Source organism: Paraburkholderia acidiphila (genome assembly GCF_009789655.1).
In the GTDB taxonomy this organism is placed as follows: Bacteria; Pseudomonadota; Gammaproteobacteria; order Burkholderiales; family Burkholderiaceae; genus Paraburkholderia; species Paraburkholderia acidiphila.
In genome coordinates this window covers 2,006,979-2,023,586 of the sequence record NZ_CP046909.1, presented here as the reverse complement: position 1 = coordinate 2,023,586, position 16,608 = coordinate 2,006,979, and the positions used below count along the sequence as shown (strand labels likewise).

15 protein-coding genes and 1 tRNA gene are annotated in these 16,608 nt (G+C 63.6%); 7 read left to right on the top strand and 9 right to left on the bottom strand.

The genetic code is table 11. The features are described from left to right. Window positions 1-355 precede the first annotated feature (355 nt). From murI to FAZ97_RS09010, 5 genes are all read right to left on the bottom strand, one after another. The gene (gene murI / locus FAZ97_RS09030; protein ID WP_233271556.1) at window positions 356-1,216 is read right to left on the bottom strand and encodes a glutamate racemase; all 861 of its coding nucleotides are present in this window, start codon (window positions 1,214-1,216) and stop codon (window positions 356-358) included. A 70-nt stretch (window positions 1,217-1,286) separates the two neighbouring features. Continuing rightward, on the bottom strand, window positions 1,287-1,766 hold the full coding sequence (gene bfr, locus FAZ97_RS09025; protein WP_158758137.1) for a bacterioferritin: 480 nt from the start codon (window positions 1,764-1,766) through the stop codon (window positions 1,287-1,289). Window positions 1,767-1,968: 202 nt separating this feature from the next. After that, window positions 1,969-3,492, bottom strand: coding sequence for a fumarate hydratase (locus tag FAZ97_RS09020; RefSeq protein WP_158758136.1), 1,524 nt, complete (start codon window positions 3,490-3,492; stop codon window positions 1,969-1,971). Window positions 3,493-3,545: 53 nt separating this feature from the next. Then, entirely contained in the window at window positions 3,546-4,190 is a 645-nt protein-coding gene (locus FAZ97_RS09015; RefSeq protein WP_158758135.1) for a TIGR00645 family protein, read from the bottom strand. 176 nt (window positions 4,191-4,366) lie between these two features. Beyond that, window positions 4,367-5,263 carry a DMT family transporter gene (locus tag FAZ97_RS09010; RefSeq protein WP_158758134.1) on the bottom strand — a complete coding sequence of 299 codons (897 nt, stop codon included), beginning with the start codon at window positions 5,261-5,263 and terminating at the stop codon, window positions 4,367-4,369. A gap of 358 nt (window positions 5,264-5,621) precedes the next feature. Between FAZ97_RS09010 and acs the strand changes: the two genes are divergently transcribed. From acs to FAZ97_RS08990, 4 genes are all read left to right on the top strand, one after another. Further along, a complete protein-coding gene (acs, locus tag FAZ97_RS09005) occupies window positions 5,622-7,604 on the top strand; it encodes an acetate--CoA ligase (RefSeq protein WP_158758133.1) in 1,983 nt (660 codons plus the stop codon). A 142-nt stretch (window positions 7,605-7,746) separates the two neighbouring features. Then, entirely contained in the window at window positions 7,747-8,070 is a 324-nt protein-coding gene (locus tag FAZ97_RS09000; protein ID WP_407671754.1) for a DUF4212 domain-containing protein, read from the top strand. Continuing rightward, on the top strand, window positions 8,067-10,085 hold the full coding sequence (locus FAZ97_RS08995; protein ID WP_158758131.1) for a sodium:solute symporter family protein: 2,019 nt from the start codon (window positions 8,067-8,069) through the stop codon (window positions 10,083-10,085). Before FAZ97_RS09000 ends, FAZ97_RS08995 begins: the two co-directional genes overlap by 4 nt. 251 nt (window positions 10,086-10,336) lie before the next feature. Continuing rightward, window positions 10,337-10,834 (top strand): hypothetical protein, encoded by a 498-nt coding sequence (locus FAZ97_RS08990; protein WP_158758130.1) that lies wholly within the window; start codon window positions 10,337-10,339, stop codon window positions 10,832-10,834. Between the two features lie 196 nt (window positions 10,835-11,030). Here the strand turns inward: FAZ97_RS08990 and FAZ97_RS08985 are convergent. Further along, a tRNA-Ser gene (locus FAZ97_RS08985) sits at window positions 11,031-11,121 on the bottom strand. A 219-nt stretch (window positions 11,122-11,340) separates the two neighbouring features. Between FAZ97_RS08985 and FAZ97_RS08980 the strand changes: the two genes are divergently transcribed. Continuing rightward, window positions 11,341-12,537 (top strand): porin, encoded by a 1,197-nt coding sequence (locus FAZ97_RS08980; RefSeq protein WP_158758129.1) that lies wholly within the window; start codon window positions 11,341-11,343, stop codon window positions 12,535-12,537. A gap of 86 nt (window positions 12,538-12,623) precedes the next feature. After that, window positions 12,624-13,295 (top strand): nitroreductase family protein, encoded by a 672-nt coding sequence (locus FAZ97_RS08975; protein WP_158758128.1) that lies wholly within the window; start codon window positions 12,624-12,626, stop codon window positions 13,293-13,295. Between the two features lie 36 nt (window positions 13,296-13,331). Here FAZ97_RS08975 and FAZ97_RS08970 read toward each other — a convergent pair whose 3' ends face one another. Next, window positions 13,332-13,748: an HIT family protein gene (locus FAZ97_RS08970; RefSeq protein ID WP_158758127.1), complete on the bottom strand. Its 417-nt coding sequence runs from the start codon at window positions 13,746-13,748 to the stop codon at window positions 13,332-13,334. A gap of 235 nt (window positions 13,749-13,983) precedes the next feature. On the opposite strand from FAZ97_RS08970, the gene cfa reads away from it, so the two are divergent. Beyond that, entirely contained in the window at window positions 13,984-15,147 is a 1,164-nt protein-coding gene (cfa, locus tag FAZ97_RS08965; protein ID WP_199272046.1) for a cyclopropane fatty acyl phospholipid synthase, read from the top strand. Between the two features lie 67 nt (window positions 15,148-15,214). Here cfa and crcB read toward each other — a convergent pair whose 3' ends face one another. Both crcB and FAZ97_RS08955 read right to left on the bottom strand, forming a co-directional pair. Next, window positions 15,215-15,595 carry a fluoride efflux transporter CrcB gene (gene crcB, locus FAZ97_RS08960; RefSeq protein ID WP_158758125.1) on the bottom strand — a complete coding sequence of 127 codons (381 nt, stop codon included), beginning with the start codon at window positions 15,593-15,595 and terminating at the stop codon, window positions 15,215-15,217. Window positions 15,596-15,775: 180 nt separating this feature from the next. Next, a complete protein-coding gene (locus FAZ97_RS08955; protein ID WP_158758124.1) occupies window positions 15,776-16,522 on the bottom strand; it encodes an SDR family oxidoreductase in 747 nt (248 codons plus the stop codon). Window positions 16,523-16,608: the final 86 nt, after the last annotated feature.

The window sequence follows — 16,608 nt, the reverse complement described above, 5'->3', positions numbered from 1 at the left end:
ATAGAGAGAGTTAATGCGAATTATTATCATTATGTTTGCTGGGTTTGGCAAGCGGGTAGACGGATTTTTTGTAACAAAACCGGATGCTTAGCAGGGGTTTTGCTTTGCGTCAGGAAACGGCAAGGAAGGGTGGGGCGTTCGCCACGGCGTTTTGCGGGCCGGTTGGCGGTTGGCTGCGGCGCGACTCAGTCGGAATGATGTCGATGGCGCCGGGCGCGCCAAAGGGCTGCTGAGGGGGCCCAGATGGGGCGAGGGAGATGAACCAGCTACGCTGAAACGGGGTTGAAACGCTAACTACCGGCGATGCGGCGCGCATCGCGAAGCCGGAGTGGCGCCGAAGTGTCGCGCCGACGCGTCAGGCCGCGTCCGCTTCCCGTTCCCGGGTGCGGCGCGAAGGAATAACCACGCGTTCGACATGGGCGTCGAGTCCCAGCAGCGCGGCGGCCAGTTCCTGCAAATGCGCGCCGTCGCTCGTCGAGCAGAAGCGAATGTCGTCGCCGCGCGCGCCCGCAGGCTCGCCGCTCGCACGCAGGCCGTGCTGGTCGAGCACGCGTTCGAGCTGCCGGGCGATGGCGACGCTCGTGTCGACGAGCGTCATGCGTTCGCCGACGATCGAGCGGATCGCGGTGTCGAGAAACGGGTAGTGCGTGCAGCCGAGCACGAGCGTGTCGGCGCCCGCGTCGAGCATGGGCTCGACGTACGCGCGCAGCAGCGCGAGCAATTCGGCCGAATCGATGTCGCAGCGCTCCACGGCCTCCACGAGGCCATGGCCCGGCTGGCACAGCACGCGCAAGTCGGCCGCGTGGCGTTCCACGAGCGCCTGAAAGCGCGCGCTGCGCAGCGTGACCTGGGTGGCGAGCACGCCTGCCACGCGCGATTTCGAAACCAGCGCCGCCGGCTTGATCCCTGGCTCCACCCCGATGAGCGGGATGGAAAGCCGCTCGCGCACGAGCGCGATGGACTGGGCCGTAGCCGTGTTGCAGGCCACCACCAGCGCCTTCGCACCCTGCGCGACGAGCCATTCGCAGATCGCGAGCGTGCGGTCGGCGATGAAATCGTCGTCGCGCTGGCCATACGGCGCATAGCGCGAGTCCGCGGCGTACACGAGCCGTTCCGCGGGCAGCAGCGCGCGCACGGCGCGCAGCACCGAAAGGCCGCCGAGACCGGAGTCGAAAATGCCGACGGGCGCAGCGCTGGAAGAGGCCGGTAGGTTCACGGAGAAGGGTGCAAAGAGTGGGTGCGCATCCGCAAGGCGGACGGATGCGCGCAAGCCGCGAGGCGTGCGATCAGGATTCTACCGAACCCATGGCCGACTGCTGGTAATTCTGGATGCCGACCTTGCCGATGAGGTCGAGCTGCGTTTCGAGCCAGTCGATATGCTCTTCGGTGTCGTCGAGAATCTTCACGAAGATTTCGCGCGAAATGAAATCACGCACCGATTCGCAATACACAATGGCTTCCTTGCAGGTGGACTGCGAAATCTGTTCGAGCTTCAAATCGCACTCGATGATTTCCTTGGTTTCCTCGCCAATCAGCAGCTTGTGCAGGTCTTGCAGGTTCGGCAAACCGTCGAGCATGAAAATACGTTCGATGAGCCAGTCGGCATGCTTCATTTCGCCGATCGATTCGTCATATTCATGCTTGCCGAGTTTCTCGAGGCCCCAGTGCTTGTACATGCGGGCATGCAGAAAATACTGATTGATTGCCGTGAGCTCGTTCTTGAGCTGCGCGTTCAGATATTCGATGACCTTCTTGTCGCCTTGCATAGTCTTTCCTTTCTTTGTGGGGCGGTGGCTGGTTTCCAACAATAAACGCTCAATACGCAAAAGCCAAGGCCGAATCTACGTCGAATTGCGGTAAATATCGGCGATTTACTCAGTGCTGAGAATTAATCTCAGTACGCTTTTCGCGGCGCAAATAAAAACCGGGGCACGAGGCCCCGGTTTTTAAGCAGGCATCAGCCTGGCATCAAACGGTGGCGACCGGAATCTTGCCGATCTTCGCCTGCCATTCGGCGGGGCCGGTCTTGTGGACCGAGGTGCCCGACGAATCGACCGCGACCGTCACCGGCATGTCCTGCACGTCGAACTCGTAAATGGCTTCCATGCCGAGGTCTTCGAACGCGAGGACCTTCGAGCCGCGGATCGCCTTCGACACGAGGTAAGCCGCGCCGCCCACCGCCATCAGGTAAGCCGCCTTGTGCTTCTTGATCGCCTCGATCGCGACGGGGCCGCGCTCGGCCTTGCCGACCATCGAGATGAGGCCCGTTTGCGAGAGCATCAGGTCGGTGAACTTGTCCATGCGGGTGGCCGTGGTGGGGCCCGCCGGGCCGACCACTTCGTCGCGCACCGGATCGACCGGGCCGACGTAGTAGATCACGCGGTTCTTGAAGTCCACCGGCAGCTTCTCGCCCTTCGCGAGCATGTCGGCGATGCGCTTGTGCGCGGCGTCGCGGCCCGTGAGCATCTTGCCCGAGAGCAGCAGCGTCTGGCCTGGCTTCCACGAAGCGACTTCTTCGGGCGTGAGCGTGTTGAGGTCAACGCGCTTGCTCGTTTCCGTGTTCGGTTCCCAGTTGACCTTCGGCCATGCGTCGAGCGACGGGGCTTCGAGCTTGGCCGGGCCCGAGCCGTCGAGCACGAAGTGCGCGTGGCGCGTGGCGGCGCAGTTCGGGATCATCGCGACGGGCTTCGAAGCCGCGTGCGTGGGAGCCGCGTGAATCTTCACATCGAGCACGGTCGCGAGGCCGCCCAGACCCTGTGCGCCGATACCGAGCGCGTTGACCTTCTCGTGCAGTTCCACGCGCAACTCTTCAATCCAGTCCTTCGGACCGCGCTTGATGATGTCCTGGATGTCGATGGACTCCATCAACGATTCCTTGGCCATCAGCATCGCCTTTTCAGCCGTGCCGCCGATGCCGATACCGAGCATGCCCGGCGGGCACCAGCCCGCGCCCATCGTCGGCACGGTCTTGAGCACCCAGTCCACGATCGAGTCGGACGGGTTGAGCATGACGAACTTCGACTTGTTCTCCGAGCCGCCGCCCTTGGCCGCCACCTGAACATCGACGGTGTTACCCGGCACGATCTCGTAGTGGATCACGGCCGGCGTGTTGTCCTTCGTGTTCTTGCGGCCGCCTTCGGGCGGGCTCACGATCGAGGCACGCAGCACGTTGTCCGGGTTCAGGTAACCGCGGCGCACGCCTTCGTTGATCATGTCGGTCACGCCCATCGTGGCGCCGTCCCAACGCACGTCCATGCCGACCTTCACGAAGATCGTGACGATGCCGGTGTCCTGGCAGATCGGGCGGCGGCCTTCGGCGCACATGCGGCTGTTCGTGAGGATCTGCGCGATCGCGTCCTTCGCGGCCGGGCTCTCTTCGAGCTCGTACGCGCGGCCGAGTGCCTCGATGTAGTCCTGCGGATGGTAGTAGCTGATGTATTGCAGCGAATCCGCAATGCTTTGGATGAGGTCTTCCTGTTTGATGACGGTCATGGCTAGCTTCTGTGGGGACGGGTGTTTTGAATAGTGTTTGCAGCGCGCGCCGTTCAGTCCGACTCGGCGTGCTCGGGAACCGCCTGACGCGCGGCGGCATGCCCGCCTGGCACCGGATGGCGCGCGGCGAGCTCCTGATAGTGTTCGGGGTGCGTATGCGTGGTGATGCGGTCGATCCACGCCATCACGAGCGCGGAAACGAGGAACGCCACGTGGATGATCACCTGCCACATCACCGTATGTGCCGAAGCGGCGTCGGGATTGATGAAGGTCTTGAGCAGGTGGATCGACGAAATGCTGATGAGCGCCATGGCGAGCTTCACCTTGAGCACGCCGGCGTTCACGTGGTCGAGCCATTCGGGCTCGTCGGGATGGCCTTCGAGATTCAGACGCGAGACGAAGGTCTCGTAGCCACCCACGATCACCATGATGAGCAGGTTCGAGATCATCACCACGTCGATCAGGCCGAGCACGGCCAGCATGATGCTGGTTTCGTCGAGCGTGGTGGCGTGGCTCACGAGGTGCCAGACCTCCTTGAGGAACAGCACGCAGTACACGGCTTGCGCGACGATCAGGCCCAGATAGAGCGGCACCTGCAGCCAGCGGCTCATGAAGATGATGCTGGGCAGCGGACGCATGCGGCGACGGGCTTTACCCGGTGCGGCGGCGGAAGGCGGCTGGGGGCGTGCGGCGGACATGGGCAATCACGGTGGCGAATTCAGGCGGGGCCGCCAGGGCGGTGTCGTCTGGTTAGGGCCAGAAGGCGCGCGCGAGGGGCCGGGCGGGCGCTATTGTACAGCGTCGCAGGACGGGCTCGCCGGGATTCCGACAGGGCGGCCTGCGCGCCGATACTTTCATCCCGATTACGCTGCGCTCACGAGGCTACCGGCGGCAGGCGCTTCAGCTTGAGGCTCGCGAGCCCGATGCCCGCCACCACGCAGGCGAGCGCAATGCCATGCGCGGGCGTGGGGCGCTCGCCGAGAAACACGATGCCGTACACGGCCGCGGCCACCGGCAGCACGGCCGTGAACACGCCCGCAATGCTGCCCGGCACGTGGCGAATGCCCATCATCCAGAGACAAAACGAAAACACGCTCGCCGAAAGCCCGTACCAGAGCGCGAGCCACCAGATGCCGGCGGGCACGCCCGAAAAATCGAACGACAGTGCGCCAGGCAGCCCGACGGGCAGCATCAGCAGCAAGCCGAACAAGTGTGTGTATGCGCAGATGTCGAGCGGCGCGAGCGTTTGAGTGAGCCGGCGCGACAGGATCACATAGAGCGATTCGCAGCACACCGCGCCGAGGACCATCAGGTTGCCGACGAACGAACTTGCGCCGCTATCGCCGCTGCCGCCCACGTGCGCGAGATTGATGACCGCGATGCCCGCGATGGCGAGCACGATGGAGGCGAGCGCACGCGCATCGGGGCGCTCGCGCAGGAAGAGCCACGAGAAGAGGGCGACCACGGCGGGAATCGTGCTCGTGATGACGCCGGCCGCGACCGCGCTCGTGCGATGCACGCCGCCGAGCATCAGCAGCGTAAACCCGAATGTCCCAAACAGCGCCTGAAGGAACAGATTGATCCATTCGCCGCGCTTCACCTGTTGCATTTTGGAGCGGCGCAGCAGCGGGCCGAGCACCGCGAGGGCGACCACGAAGCGCAGCAGCGCGAAGAGTGGAACAGGAATGAAGGCGACGATCGACTTGCCGATGCCGACGTTGCTGCCCACGAGCAGCATCGAGGCAATAAGAAACAGGGAATAGCGATTCAAGCTGGAATCCGGGTGCGCAGTTCAGTTAGCATTCTAAATGTCTGCTTACTTGCGTGCCATGGCGCGCGACTTGCAATGTCCGCATGTGCGCGCGTAAGTGGGTGGTAAGTTGCTACGCTTAATCTTGCCGGCATGGGTGGTTTGCGCAGATCGTCTTGTCGCACGTTCGTGCTACAAGTCGGGCTTTGAAGCGGGCGCGCCCATGCATGCTGCGACGCCGCGATGGCGGCCTGCAGCGCAAGCCAATAGCGCCGCGCCTTTATACGGGCGGCGGCGCACGGAGACGGCGCGCAGGGGCATTGAAGATGCTCATGCGTGTCCACGAGTTTGACGTTTCATCTTCACCAAGGGGTTGTCGATGTCTGCGATTGAATCGGTTCTTCAGGAACGCCGCGTCTTTGCGCCTTCCGAGCAAACGGTGGCTGGCGCCACGGTGTCCGGCATGGACGCCTACAAGGCGCTGTGCGCCGAAGCCGAACGCGATTACGAAGGCTTCTGGGCGCGCCTCGCGCGCGAAACGCTGACCTGGCAAAAGCCCTTTACGAAGGTGCTCGACGAATCGAAGGCGCCGTTCTACACGTGGTTCGAAGACGGCGAACTCAACGCCTCGTATAACAGCCTCGATCGCCACGTCGAAGCGGGCAATGGCGAGCGCGTCGCGATCGTCTTCGAAGCCGACGACGGCACCGTCACGAACGTCACCTACAAGGACCTGCTCGCGCGCGTGTCGCGCTTCGCCAATGCGCTGAAGAAACGCGGCGTGAAGAAGGGCGACCGCGTGGTCATCTACATGCCGATGTCGGTCGAAGGCGTCGTCGCCATGCAGGCCTGCGCGCGCATAGGCGCTACGCACTCGGTGGTGTTCGGCGGCTTCTCGTCGAAGTCGCTCAACGAACGCATGGTCGACGTGGGCGCGGTCGCGCTCATCACCGCCGACGAACAGATGCGCGGCGGCAAGGCGCTGCCGCTCAAGAACATCGCCGACGAAGCGCTCGCCATGGGCGGCTGCGAAGCGGTGCACAGCGTGATCGTGTACAAGCGCACGGGCGGCAAGGTCGCCTGGCATGAAGGCCGCGACCACTGGATGCACGAGATTTCGGCGGCCGAGAGCGACACGTGCGCGCCGGTGCCAGTGGGCGCGGAACACCCGCTCTTCATCCTCTACACGTCGGGCTCGACGGGCAAGCCGAAGGGCGTGCAGCACAGCACGGGCGGCTACTTGCTGTGGGCCGCGCAGACCATGAAGTGGACCTTCGATCACAAGCCGAACGACGTGTTCTGGTGCACGGCCGATATCGGCTGGATCACGGGTCACAGCTATATCGCCTATGGTCCGCTCACGATCGGCGCGACTCAGGTGGTGTTTGAAGGCGTGCCCACGTACCCGAACGCGGGGCGCTTCTGGGACATGATCGCCAAGCACAAGGTCACGGTGTTCTACACGGCGCCTACGGCCATTCGATCGCTCATCAAGATGGCGGAAGCCGATGCGAAGGTGCACCCGAAGAGCTACGACCTTTCGTCGCTGCGCATCCTCGGGACGGTTGGCGAGCCGATCAATCCCGAAGCGTGGGTGTGGTACTACGAAAACGTGGGCGGCAAGCGCTGCCCGATCGTCGACACGTGGTGGCAGACCGAAACGGGCGGCCACATGATCACGCCGCTGCCGGGCGCGACGCCCCTCGTGCCGGGCTCGTGCACGCTGCCGCTGCCGGGCATCATGGCCGCGATCGTCGACGAAACCGGCCAGGACGTGCCGAACGGGCAGGGCGGCATTCTCGTCGTGAAGCGCCCGTGGCCGTCGATGATCCGCAACGTGTGGGGTCAGCCGGAGCGCTACAAGTCGGGCTACTTCCCCGAGGAGCTGGGCGGCACGCTCTACCTCGCGGGCGACGGCAGCGTGCGCGACAAGGACACGGGCTACTTCACGATCATGGGCCGTATCGACGACGTGCTGAACGTCTCGGGCCACCGCCTCGGCACGATGGAGATCGAGTCGGCGCTGGTGGCGAACCCGCTCGTGGCCGAAGCCGCCGTGGTGGGCCGCCCCGACGACACCACCGGCGAAGCCGTGGTGGCCTTCGTGGTGCTCAAGGCCACGCGTCCGCAGGGCGACGAAGCCGTGAAGCTTGCCAACGATCTGCGCGCCTGGGTGGGCAAGGAAATCGGACCGATCGCGAAACCGAAGGACATCCGCTTCGGCGAAAACCTGCCGAAGACGCGTTCGGGCAAGATCATGCGCCGCTTGCTGCGCTCGCTCGCGAAGGGCGAGGCGATCACGCAGGACGTTTCCACGCTGGAAAACCCGGCGATTCTGGACCAGCTTGGTGAATCGCTCTAAAGCCTGAGGTTCGCGCGGCGCCTTGCCTGGCGCCGCGCATCGCATTGCTCCCCGCATTGCCCCCGATTGCCGGCCATACGCGTTTTTGCTACACAGGCGCATGGCCGCGCCACACACTACCCCTCAGAACAATCTCAATCCCTTGCCCGAGCCACCCCCGGTGAGCGAGGCGATGGCGCGCGCGCATCGGCGCTACTGGCGCTTCAACGTCGCGCTGATCGCCGTGCTCATGACGATCGGCTTTCTCGTTTCGTTCGTCGCGCCGCTCTTTGCGCGCACGCTCGCCGACGTGCGCTTCGCGGGCTTCAGCCTGCCGTTCTACCTGGGTGCACAGGGCGCGATCCTGCTCTACGTGCTGCTCGTGGCAATCTATATCGTGCTGATGCAGCGCGCCGACCGCGTGCTGCAAGCCGCGCGCGAAGCCGACGCCGCCATCCGCGAGGCGAGCAGGGCCCAGCAACGATGAAGCTCGCGCACCGGCTGATCCGCTCCTACGCGCTGTACACGCTCGGCTTTCTTGGCTTCGTTTATGTGATGTGGCGCATCGAGCTTGCCACCGGCCCCGGCATGTGGATCGGCTACGTGTTCCTGTTCGTGCCGATCGCGGTGTACGCGGTGATCGGGCTGCTTTCGCGCACCTCCGACCTCGTCGAATACTACGTGGCGGGGCGGCGCGTGCCCTCGTTCTTCAACGGCATGGCGACCGCCGCCGACTGGCTTTCCGCCGCGTCGTTCATCGGCCTTGCGGGTTCGCTCTACGCGAGCGGCTACGATGGACTCGCGTATCTGATGGGCTGGACAGGCGGCTATTGCCTCGTTGCGTTCCTGCTCGCGCCGTATGTGCGCAAGCTCGCGCGCTATACGATTCCCGACTTCCTCGGCACGCGCTTTTCGAGCAACCTCGTGCGCGCGCTCGCGGTGCTGGCGACCATCCTCTGCTCGTTCGTCTACCTCGTCGCGCAGATCCAGGGCGTGGGGCTGATCGCGACGCGCTTCATCGGCGTGGATTTCGCCATCGGCATCTTCTGCGGGCTGGCGGGCATACTCGTGTGTTCGTTTCTCGGTGGCATGCGCGCCGTGACGTGGACCCAGGTCGCGCAATACATCATCCTGATTGCGGCCATCCTGATTCCGGTCTCGCTGATCGCGCATCGCGACGGCCTCGGCTGGCTGCCGCAAGTCGACTACGGCAACGTGATGCAGCGCGTGGAAGCGCTCGAGCGCGACGTGCGCGGCGCGAGTACGGAAGCCACCGTGCGCGACGCATACCGCAAGGACGCGGCGCAGTGGCAGACGCGCCTCGACACGCTGCCACAGTCGTACGTGGCGGAGAAGACGCACCTGGTTGAGTCGCTTGCGGACCTGCGCCGCCACAACGGCCCGCTGCGCGATATCGATTCGCTTGAGCGTCAATTGAATGCGTTCCCGCGAGACGTGGACGCTGCACGCATGATGTGGACGCGCCAGCGCGACGACCTGCTCGAGCGCGCCACGCCGCCCGTGCCGATGAACGAACCATTCCCCGCCGCCGACGAGGCCGAGCGGCGCATTCATCAACGCAACTTTCTCTCGCTACTGTTGTGTCTTTCGCTTGGCACGGCGAGCCTGCCGCACATTCTCACGCGCTACAACACGACGACTTCGGTGGCCTCGGCGCGGCGCTCGGTGGGCTGGACGCTCTTCTTCGTCGCGCTTTTTTATCTGACCGTGCCGGTGCTGGCGGTGCTGATCAAGTTCGAGATCCTCACGCATCTGGTGGGGCAGCGCTTCGACGATCTTCCGCATTGGGTCATGCAATGGCGGCGCGTCGAGCCGTATCTCATCAGCATCGCGGATGTGAACGGCGACGGCGTGGTGCGCTGGAGCGACATCCAGATGCAGCCCGACATGGTCGTGCTAGCCGCGCCGGAAATCGCGGGGCTGCCGTATGTGATGTCCGGGCTCATCGCATCGGGTGCGCTCGCGGCCGCGCTTTCGACTGCAGACGGGCTGCTGCTCACGATCTCGAACGTGCTTTCGCACGATGTGTACTACCACATGGTCGATCCGGGCGCGTCGAGCCAGCGGCGCGTGACGATGTCGAAGATCCTGCTGCTCGGCGTGGCGCTGTTCGCTTCGTATGTGGCGTCGCTCAATACGGGCAACATTCTTTTTCTGGTGGGGGCGGCGTTTTCGCTCGCGGCGTCGAGTCTCTTTCCGGTGCTCGTGCTCGGCGTGTTCTGGAAGCGTACGACGCGTTTGGGTGCCGTGGCCGGTATGGTTGCGGGGCTGACTGTGTGCGTCTATTACATCGTTTCGACGTACCCGTTCTTTACGCAACTCACGGGATTTGCGGGTCCGCGATGGTTTGGCATCGAGCCGATCAGTTCGGGCGTGTTCGGTGTGCCTGCGGGCTTTCTTGTGGCGATTGGCGTGAGTCTGCTCGATCGCAAGCCGGACGCTTATACGGTTGCGTTGGTGGACTATATCCGGCATCCGTGAGGGTAGGGACGTGATTGATTGCCGGTGTGCGGTCTAGCACTTTATTAACGCGCGGGAGAGGGGATACTGAAGTCCTCTCGTTCCCGCGCCGGTCCTCGAAGCAGTACGCGGGAATTCGGCGTCGGGCTGCGGCCCGACGTTTTTTTCTGTGGTGTTGCTTTCAACGGTGAGTGTTCAACGACGAGCAGCGCGACCGCTTATATACCGAGCGTGCGATTGATGCTCCCCGTGCGTCAAGTGAAGGAAATCCCATGACGAAGGCACAGGATGAGTTTCGTGAAGGTACGAACCGAATGGGCAAATTAATGCTCAGCATCCCCGCCGTATGCTTCGCGTCGTTCCTCGTTATTGCAAATCTCAAGTCGCCCCTCGGGACAGATGCCTACATTGCGACGCGGTACTTCGCCGTAGGCATCCCGGTCACAATCGGCTACTCCATGGTGCTGCTGCGACGACCGAAAACCGGAAATCTAATAGGCTGGGTGTACAGGACGGTCTATTGGGGGCTCGTATCGGCGGGCTCGGCCGGCATCGTTTGTTGCATGCTCGGCCTCTACTGGCTGTTCCGACACGTCTCACACGAGGCCGCGTCGCTATTCCTTCTGGCAACTCTCGCAACGTACTTTGTCGTCGCAGCCGTTTGGTTCGCTCAGGCCTTGATCATCAACGACGAAGCCCGCCGCGAACGCGCAATCGACGACTCGCGGGGTGATCGCGTGCTCCGGTTGCCCGGTGACACCAACGAATAATCGTCTGGGTCCGACGTCTGCATCTCCTCTACAAAGCGCTTCGCGCAATGATTGCCATCGCGCGAAACGGGCGACAGACCGTTTCACGAGATCACCCGAAGCGCGCCGCGCCGCGTTCGCCATGTGCGTTATTTTGTGGGCCGCAAAAGCAAAAGCCCCGTAAGTCATTGACTATACGGGGCTTTCTATTCATTTCTGGCGGAGAGAGGGGGATTCGAACCCCCGATAGGCTATTAACCTATACACGCTTTCCAGGCGTGCGACTTAAACCGCTCATCCATCTCTCCGGCGGGAGGCGAATTATAGCAGAGTCCGCGCGCGGGAGGAAAGCGCGCGCGCAGAAGCTGGCACGATCTGCGCTTTGCAAAGTCCGCCGCTCCCCCTAAGCAACGCAGAAATCGTTCGTTCCCCGCTTCCCGGGCTTTCCGTAACGTGGGCGCACCGGCCTTGCAGCCGCCTGGCAAGGACCGCGCAGCGACCACCACCACACGTAACGGAACGCCCGCATGAACAACAAAAACGCCTCCCTCACACGCCGCCCACTAACCGCCGCGCTCGCCCTGGCCTTCGCCATATCGGGTGCCACAATCGCCCACGCGCAGAGCAGCGTCACGCTGTACGGCATCGTCGATGCCGGCATCGCCTACGTGCACAACGCCCAGAGCGCAACCGGCCAGAACCAGTCCACGCTCGTCAAGTTCAGCAGCGGCAATCTTTCGGGCAGCCGTTGGGGCCTGCGCGGTACCGAGGATCTCGGCAGCGGCCTGGCCGCGATTTTCCAGCTCGAAAACGGCTTTAACGTGGGCACCGGCGCGCTCGGGCAGGGTAGCCGCGAATTCGGGCGCAAGGCCATCGTCGGTCTTGCCAGCACGACGTGGGGCACGCTCACGCTCGGCCGCCAGTACGATCCGCTCGTCGACCTCGTGCAGCCGCTCACCGCCGACGGTCCGTTCGGCGGCGTGTTCGGCACGCCAGGCGATCTCGACAACTACGACAACAGCCTGCGCGTGAGCAACTCGGTCAAGTACGCGAGCCCGCTCATCGCAGGGCTTCAGTTCGAAGCCTTGTACGGCTTTGGCGGTGTGGCCGGGGCCACCGGCAGCGGTCAGACATACAGCTTCGGCGCCGCATACTCGAACGGCCCGCTCTCGCTCGCAGCAGGCTACTTCTTCGCCAACGGCGGCAGCACGCTCACTTCGGGCGTGCGCACCTGGACGAGCAGCTCGGATAGTCTCTTCAACACGGTCATCAATCAGGGCTTTGCAAGCGCGAACTCCATCCAGATCGTGCGCGCGGGCGGCAGCTATTCGGTGGGCGCATTGAGCTTCGGGTTGGCCTACTCGAACACGCAATACGGAAACGATGCGTACTCAACCTTCCACCAAACCGCAAAGTTCAACAACGGCTCGGCGTTCCTGAACTATCAGATCACACCGGCGCTGCGCGCGGGCGCGGGCTACAACTACACGTCGCTCACCGGCCCCTCGTCGGCGCACTACAACCAGGTGAATCTTGGCGGCGACTACTCGCTCTCCAAACGCACCGATCTCTACGCGCTCGCCGGTTATCAGAAGGCGAGCGGCCACACGCTCGACGCGAAAGGCTCCAGCATCGTTGCGCAAGCATCGATCGGCGACTTCGGCGTGAGTTCAGGCGCCGACAATCAGGCGCTCGTCGTGGTCGGGATCCGTCACAAGTTCTGACGCTGGCACGAGCGCCTGCGGCGAGCGACGGCAGCCGCGCGGGGGATCGTCGATAATACTTCGTCGATCCGCCGGGGAGAATCTGCTTGAAGGTCAGCGAAGCCGTTACCAGCCGCAAGTCCGTGCGCCAGTTTTTGCCCGATCCGGTGGACCCCGCCGTCATTCGCCGCGTGCTCGATACCGCTGCGCGCGCGCCCTCGGGCGGCAATCTGCAGCCGTGGCATGTTCACGTCCTGGGCGGCGAATCGCTCGCGAAGCTCAAGGCGATCATGGCCGATCGCATTGCGCAGGCGCCCGCTGGCGAGTCGATGGAGTACGACGTGTATCCGCGCGACCTAAGTTCGCCATATCGCGAGCGTCGTTACCAGGTGGGCGAGGATCTTTACCGCAGCATCGACGTCGCTCGCGATGACCGGCCGGGCAGGCTGCGGCAGTTCGCGCGCAACTACGCGTTTTTCGACGCGCCGCTCGCACTTTTCTGCAGCGTGGATCGTCAGATGGGGCCGCCGCAATGGGCGGACCTCGGCATGTTTCTGCAGACGGTCATGCTGCTCCTGCGCGAAGCCGGCCTGCATAGCTGCGCGCAGGAATGCTGGGCGCGCTACGCGCAAAGCGTCGGCGAGTTTCTTGTCTTGCCGCGCGAACGCATGGTCTTTTGCGGCATGGCGATCGGTCATGAAGACACGCGCGCGCCCATCAACCAATGGCGCTCGGCGCGCGTACCGCTCGACGAATTCGTTCAATTCGACGGCATTTGAGTCTTAATATAAGCTAACGTAAGTAATACATATTACTTACAACGCCGCGCGAATACGCGTGGCCAGCGCTTCGAGCTGCGCCATGTCGGCCATTTCACGCGCGTGCGGGCGCAGTTCCTCGCCCGCGCGGCGCGGAATCAGATGGAAGTGCACGTGCGGCACGGTCTGCCCGGCGGCGGCGCCGTTGAACTGCGCGATCAACAGGCCTTCAGGCGCAAGCACCTTGTGCAATGCGGCCGCCATCTTCTGCACCGTCGCCATCGCGGCGGCGCCGGCTTGCGGCGAAAGATCGTAGATCAATTCGGCGCCTTCCTTCGGCAGCACGAGCAGGTGCCCTTCGGATTGCGGCATGACGTCCATGATCGCGAGCGTTGCGTCGTCCTCGTACACCTTGATGCAGGGCGCTTCGCCGCGCAGGATGCGCGCGAAGATGTTTTTGTCGTCATAGGCCATGATGGGTTTCTCCAGTTCGGGCGCGCTGTTGGCCAGCGTCCGGGCGATGCGTTTTGTCGAGTTTGCGATTATGGCCCGCCCTGTATGGGCTGTGCGTGTTCCTGCACGTTTTTTGAAGTGGGTGCATCATAGAGTTTCTCGCGGCGCGCGCGACGACGAATGTCTTGATAGCAACCTCTTGAATGGCATGGGAGCCAGGTACCAAGGACCCGACTCCAGCCGACATGGAGCACGTATGGCAACGACTGATCTCGAAGCAGCTCATCCCGTTCGTGAGGCCACCGTTTCGGGGGCCTGGCGCTTTACCGCCCAGCTATTGGCGCGCGCAGACGTGAAGTTCAACGGCACCCGGCCGTGGGACATGCGCATCCACGACCCGCAGGTGCCCGAGCGCGTGCTGGCGCTAGGCAACCTGGGCCTTGGCGAGGCCTATATGGACGGCCAGTGGGACTGCGAGCAGCTCGATGAATTCTTCGCACATGTGTTGCGCGCGCATCTGGATGACCAGATCGATCCCTCCCGTCTCGTCTTCTACGCGCTCAAAGCGCGCCTTATGAACCGCCAGACCGTGCGGCGGGCGTGGAAAGTGGGCCAGCAGCACTACGATATCGGCAACGAGTTCTACGAGGCGATGCTCGACAAGCACATGGCCTATACCTGCGGCTACTGGTCGGGCGGCGCGAAGACGCTCGATGATGCGCAGGAGGCGAAGCTCGATCTCATCTGCCGCAAGTTGGGCCTCAAGCCCGGTATGCGCCTGCTCGACATCGGGTGCGGCTGGGGCAGCCTCATGAAGTTCGCGGCCGAAAACTACGGAGTGTCGTGCGTGGGGGTGACGATCTCGAAGGAGCAGGCCGCGCTGGGCGCCGAGCGCTGCAAGGATCTGCCCGTCGAATTCCGTTTGCAGGACTACCGGTTGCTCGACGAGAAGTTCGACCGCATTGCGAGCGTGGGCATGTTCGAGCACGTGGGCCCGAAGAACTATCGCACCTACATGGAAGTCGCGCAGCGCTGTCTTGTCGACGACGGTCTTTTCGTACTGCACACCATTGGCAAAAACCGCCGCGACACCACGCCCGATCCGTGGGTCGACAAATACATCTTCCCGAACGGCATGCTGCCGACTATCGGCCAGATCGCGGACGCTTCGGGCGGCCTCTTCGTGACCGAAGACCTGCATAATTTCGGCGCCGACTACGACCGCACGCTCATGGCGTGGCACGCGAATTTCGAGGCCGCGTGGCCGCGTTTCAAGGCACAGATGGGCGAGCGTTTCTACCGCATGTGGCGCTACTACCTGCTTTCATGCGCCGGGGCGTTCCGTGCGCGCGACATCCAGCTGTGGCAGTGGGTGTTTTCGAAGAATGGCTTGCTGGGCGGTTATCAGCGTCCTGCCTGATCTTCCTGTTGCATCATGAAGGCGGCTGCGTTGCGCGAATGGCGAACGCGGCCGTTTGCTTTGCGGATCAGCGGATCAGCGCCGAGACCGTTGCGATGCCAAGGATCGTCATGATGACCGAGGCGCATACGTGAATGGCGATCTCGCCTGCGGCCCAGCCGAAGCGCCCGTGCTGCAGATGCGAAACGACTTCGGCGGAGAAGGTCGAAAACGTCGAGAGGCCGCCCATGAGTCCGGTGATGACGAAGAGGCGCCATTCGGCGGAAAGCTGCGGCATGCGTCCGAAGTATGCGACCGCGACGCCGATCACATAGCCCGCGATGATGTTCGACGCCAGCGTGCCGAGCGGCAGCTCAGGGTAGAGGGCATTCAGGCGCAGCCCGAGAACCCAGCGCAACAGCGAACCGAGCGCGCCGCCAATGCCGACGGCGAGGATGGACAGATACATGGTCTGGAGTGGTTGAGGGCGCAATATGAGCCGGCGCGCTATCCCGTCGGCTCTGTTTTTCTGTCTTTCGAGCACGGAGGAGTGTAGCACCGGCCGGGACCGGCGGTTCCATGCCCCAACGCTTTGCCCTCGGACCACATCTCGCCCAAATACCGTCGCGATGCCACGCAGGGCGGCGCGTCAGGCGATCCCACCGTTCGCACGCAACACCTGGCCGTTGACCCAGCCGCCGTCCGGGCCCGCGAGGAACGACACGACACTCGCAATGTCGTCGGGTTGCCCGAGGCGCTGCAGCGGCGGCATGTTCGCGAAGTGCTGGACCTGCTCTTCGGTCTTGCCGCTGAGGAACAATTCCGTCGCCACCGGCCCTGGTGCGACCGCGTTCACGCAAATGGAGCGTCCGCGCAACTCACGCGCGAATACGCGCGTGATCGTTTCCACAGCCGCCTTGCTCGCCGTATAGAGCGCGTAGCCGGGCAGGTTCATCGCGAGCACGGAGGTCGAGAAGTTGATTACGCGGCCGCCCTCTGCGAGCTTCGTCGCCGCTTCGCGCAGCGTGTTGAGCGTGCCGCGCACGTTGATATCGAAGGTTTCGTCGTAGAGGGCGTCGGTCGATTCGGCGACGGTGACCGTTTTCATGATGCCCGCGTTGTTCACGAGCAGCGTGGGCTGGCCCAGCGTTTCTGCGGTGGTGTCTAAGAGCCGGCGCACTTCGTCGGCCTTCGCGATGTTCGCTTGCACGGCAATGGCGCGGCCGCCTTGCGCTCCGATCTTCGCGACGAGCGCTTCGGCTTGCGCGCTGCGCGAGGCGTAGTTGACGACGACGGCGTAACCGTCGCGCGCGAGACGTTCGGCAATGGCGGCGCCGATGCCGCGCGAGGCACCCGTGACGATGGCGACGCCGCGCGAGTTTGTGGATGCGTTCATGATCGGAGTCCTTCCCGTGAGTGGTGTGTGAACCGACCCGATCATGAACGAAACCCAGGCGGCGATCATTGCGTGCCGCCGGGTTT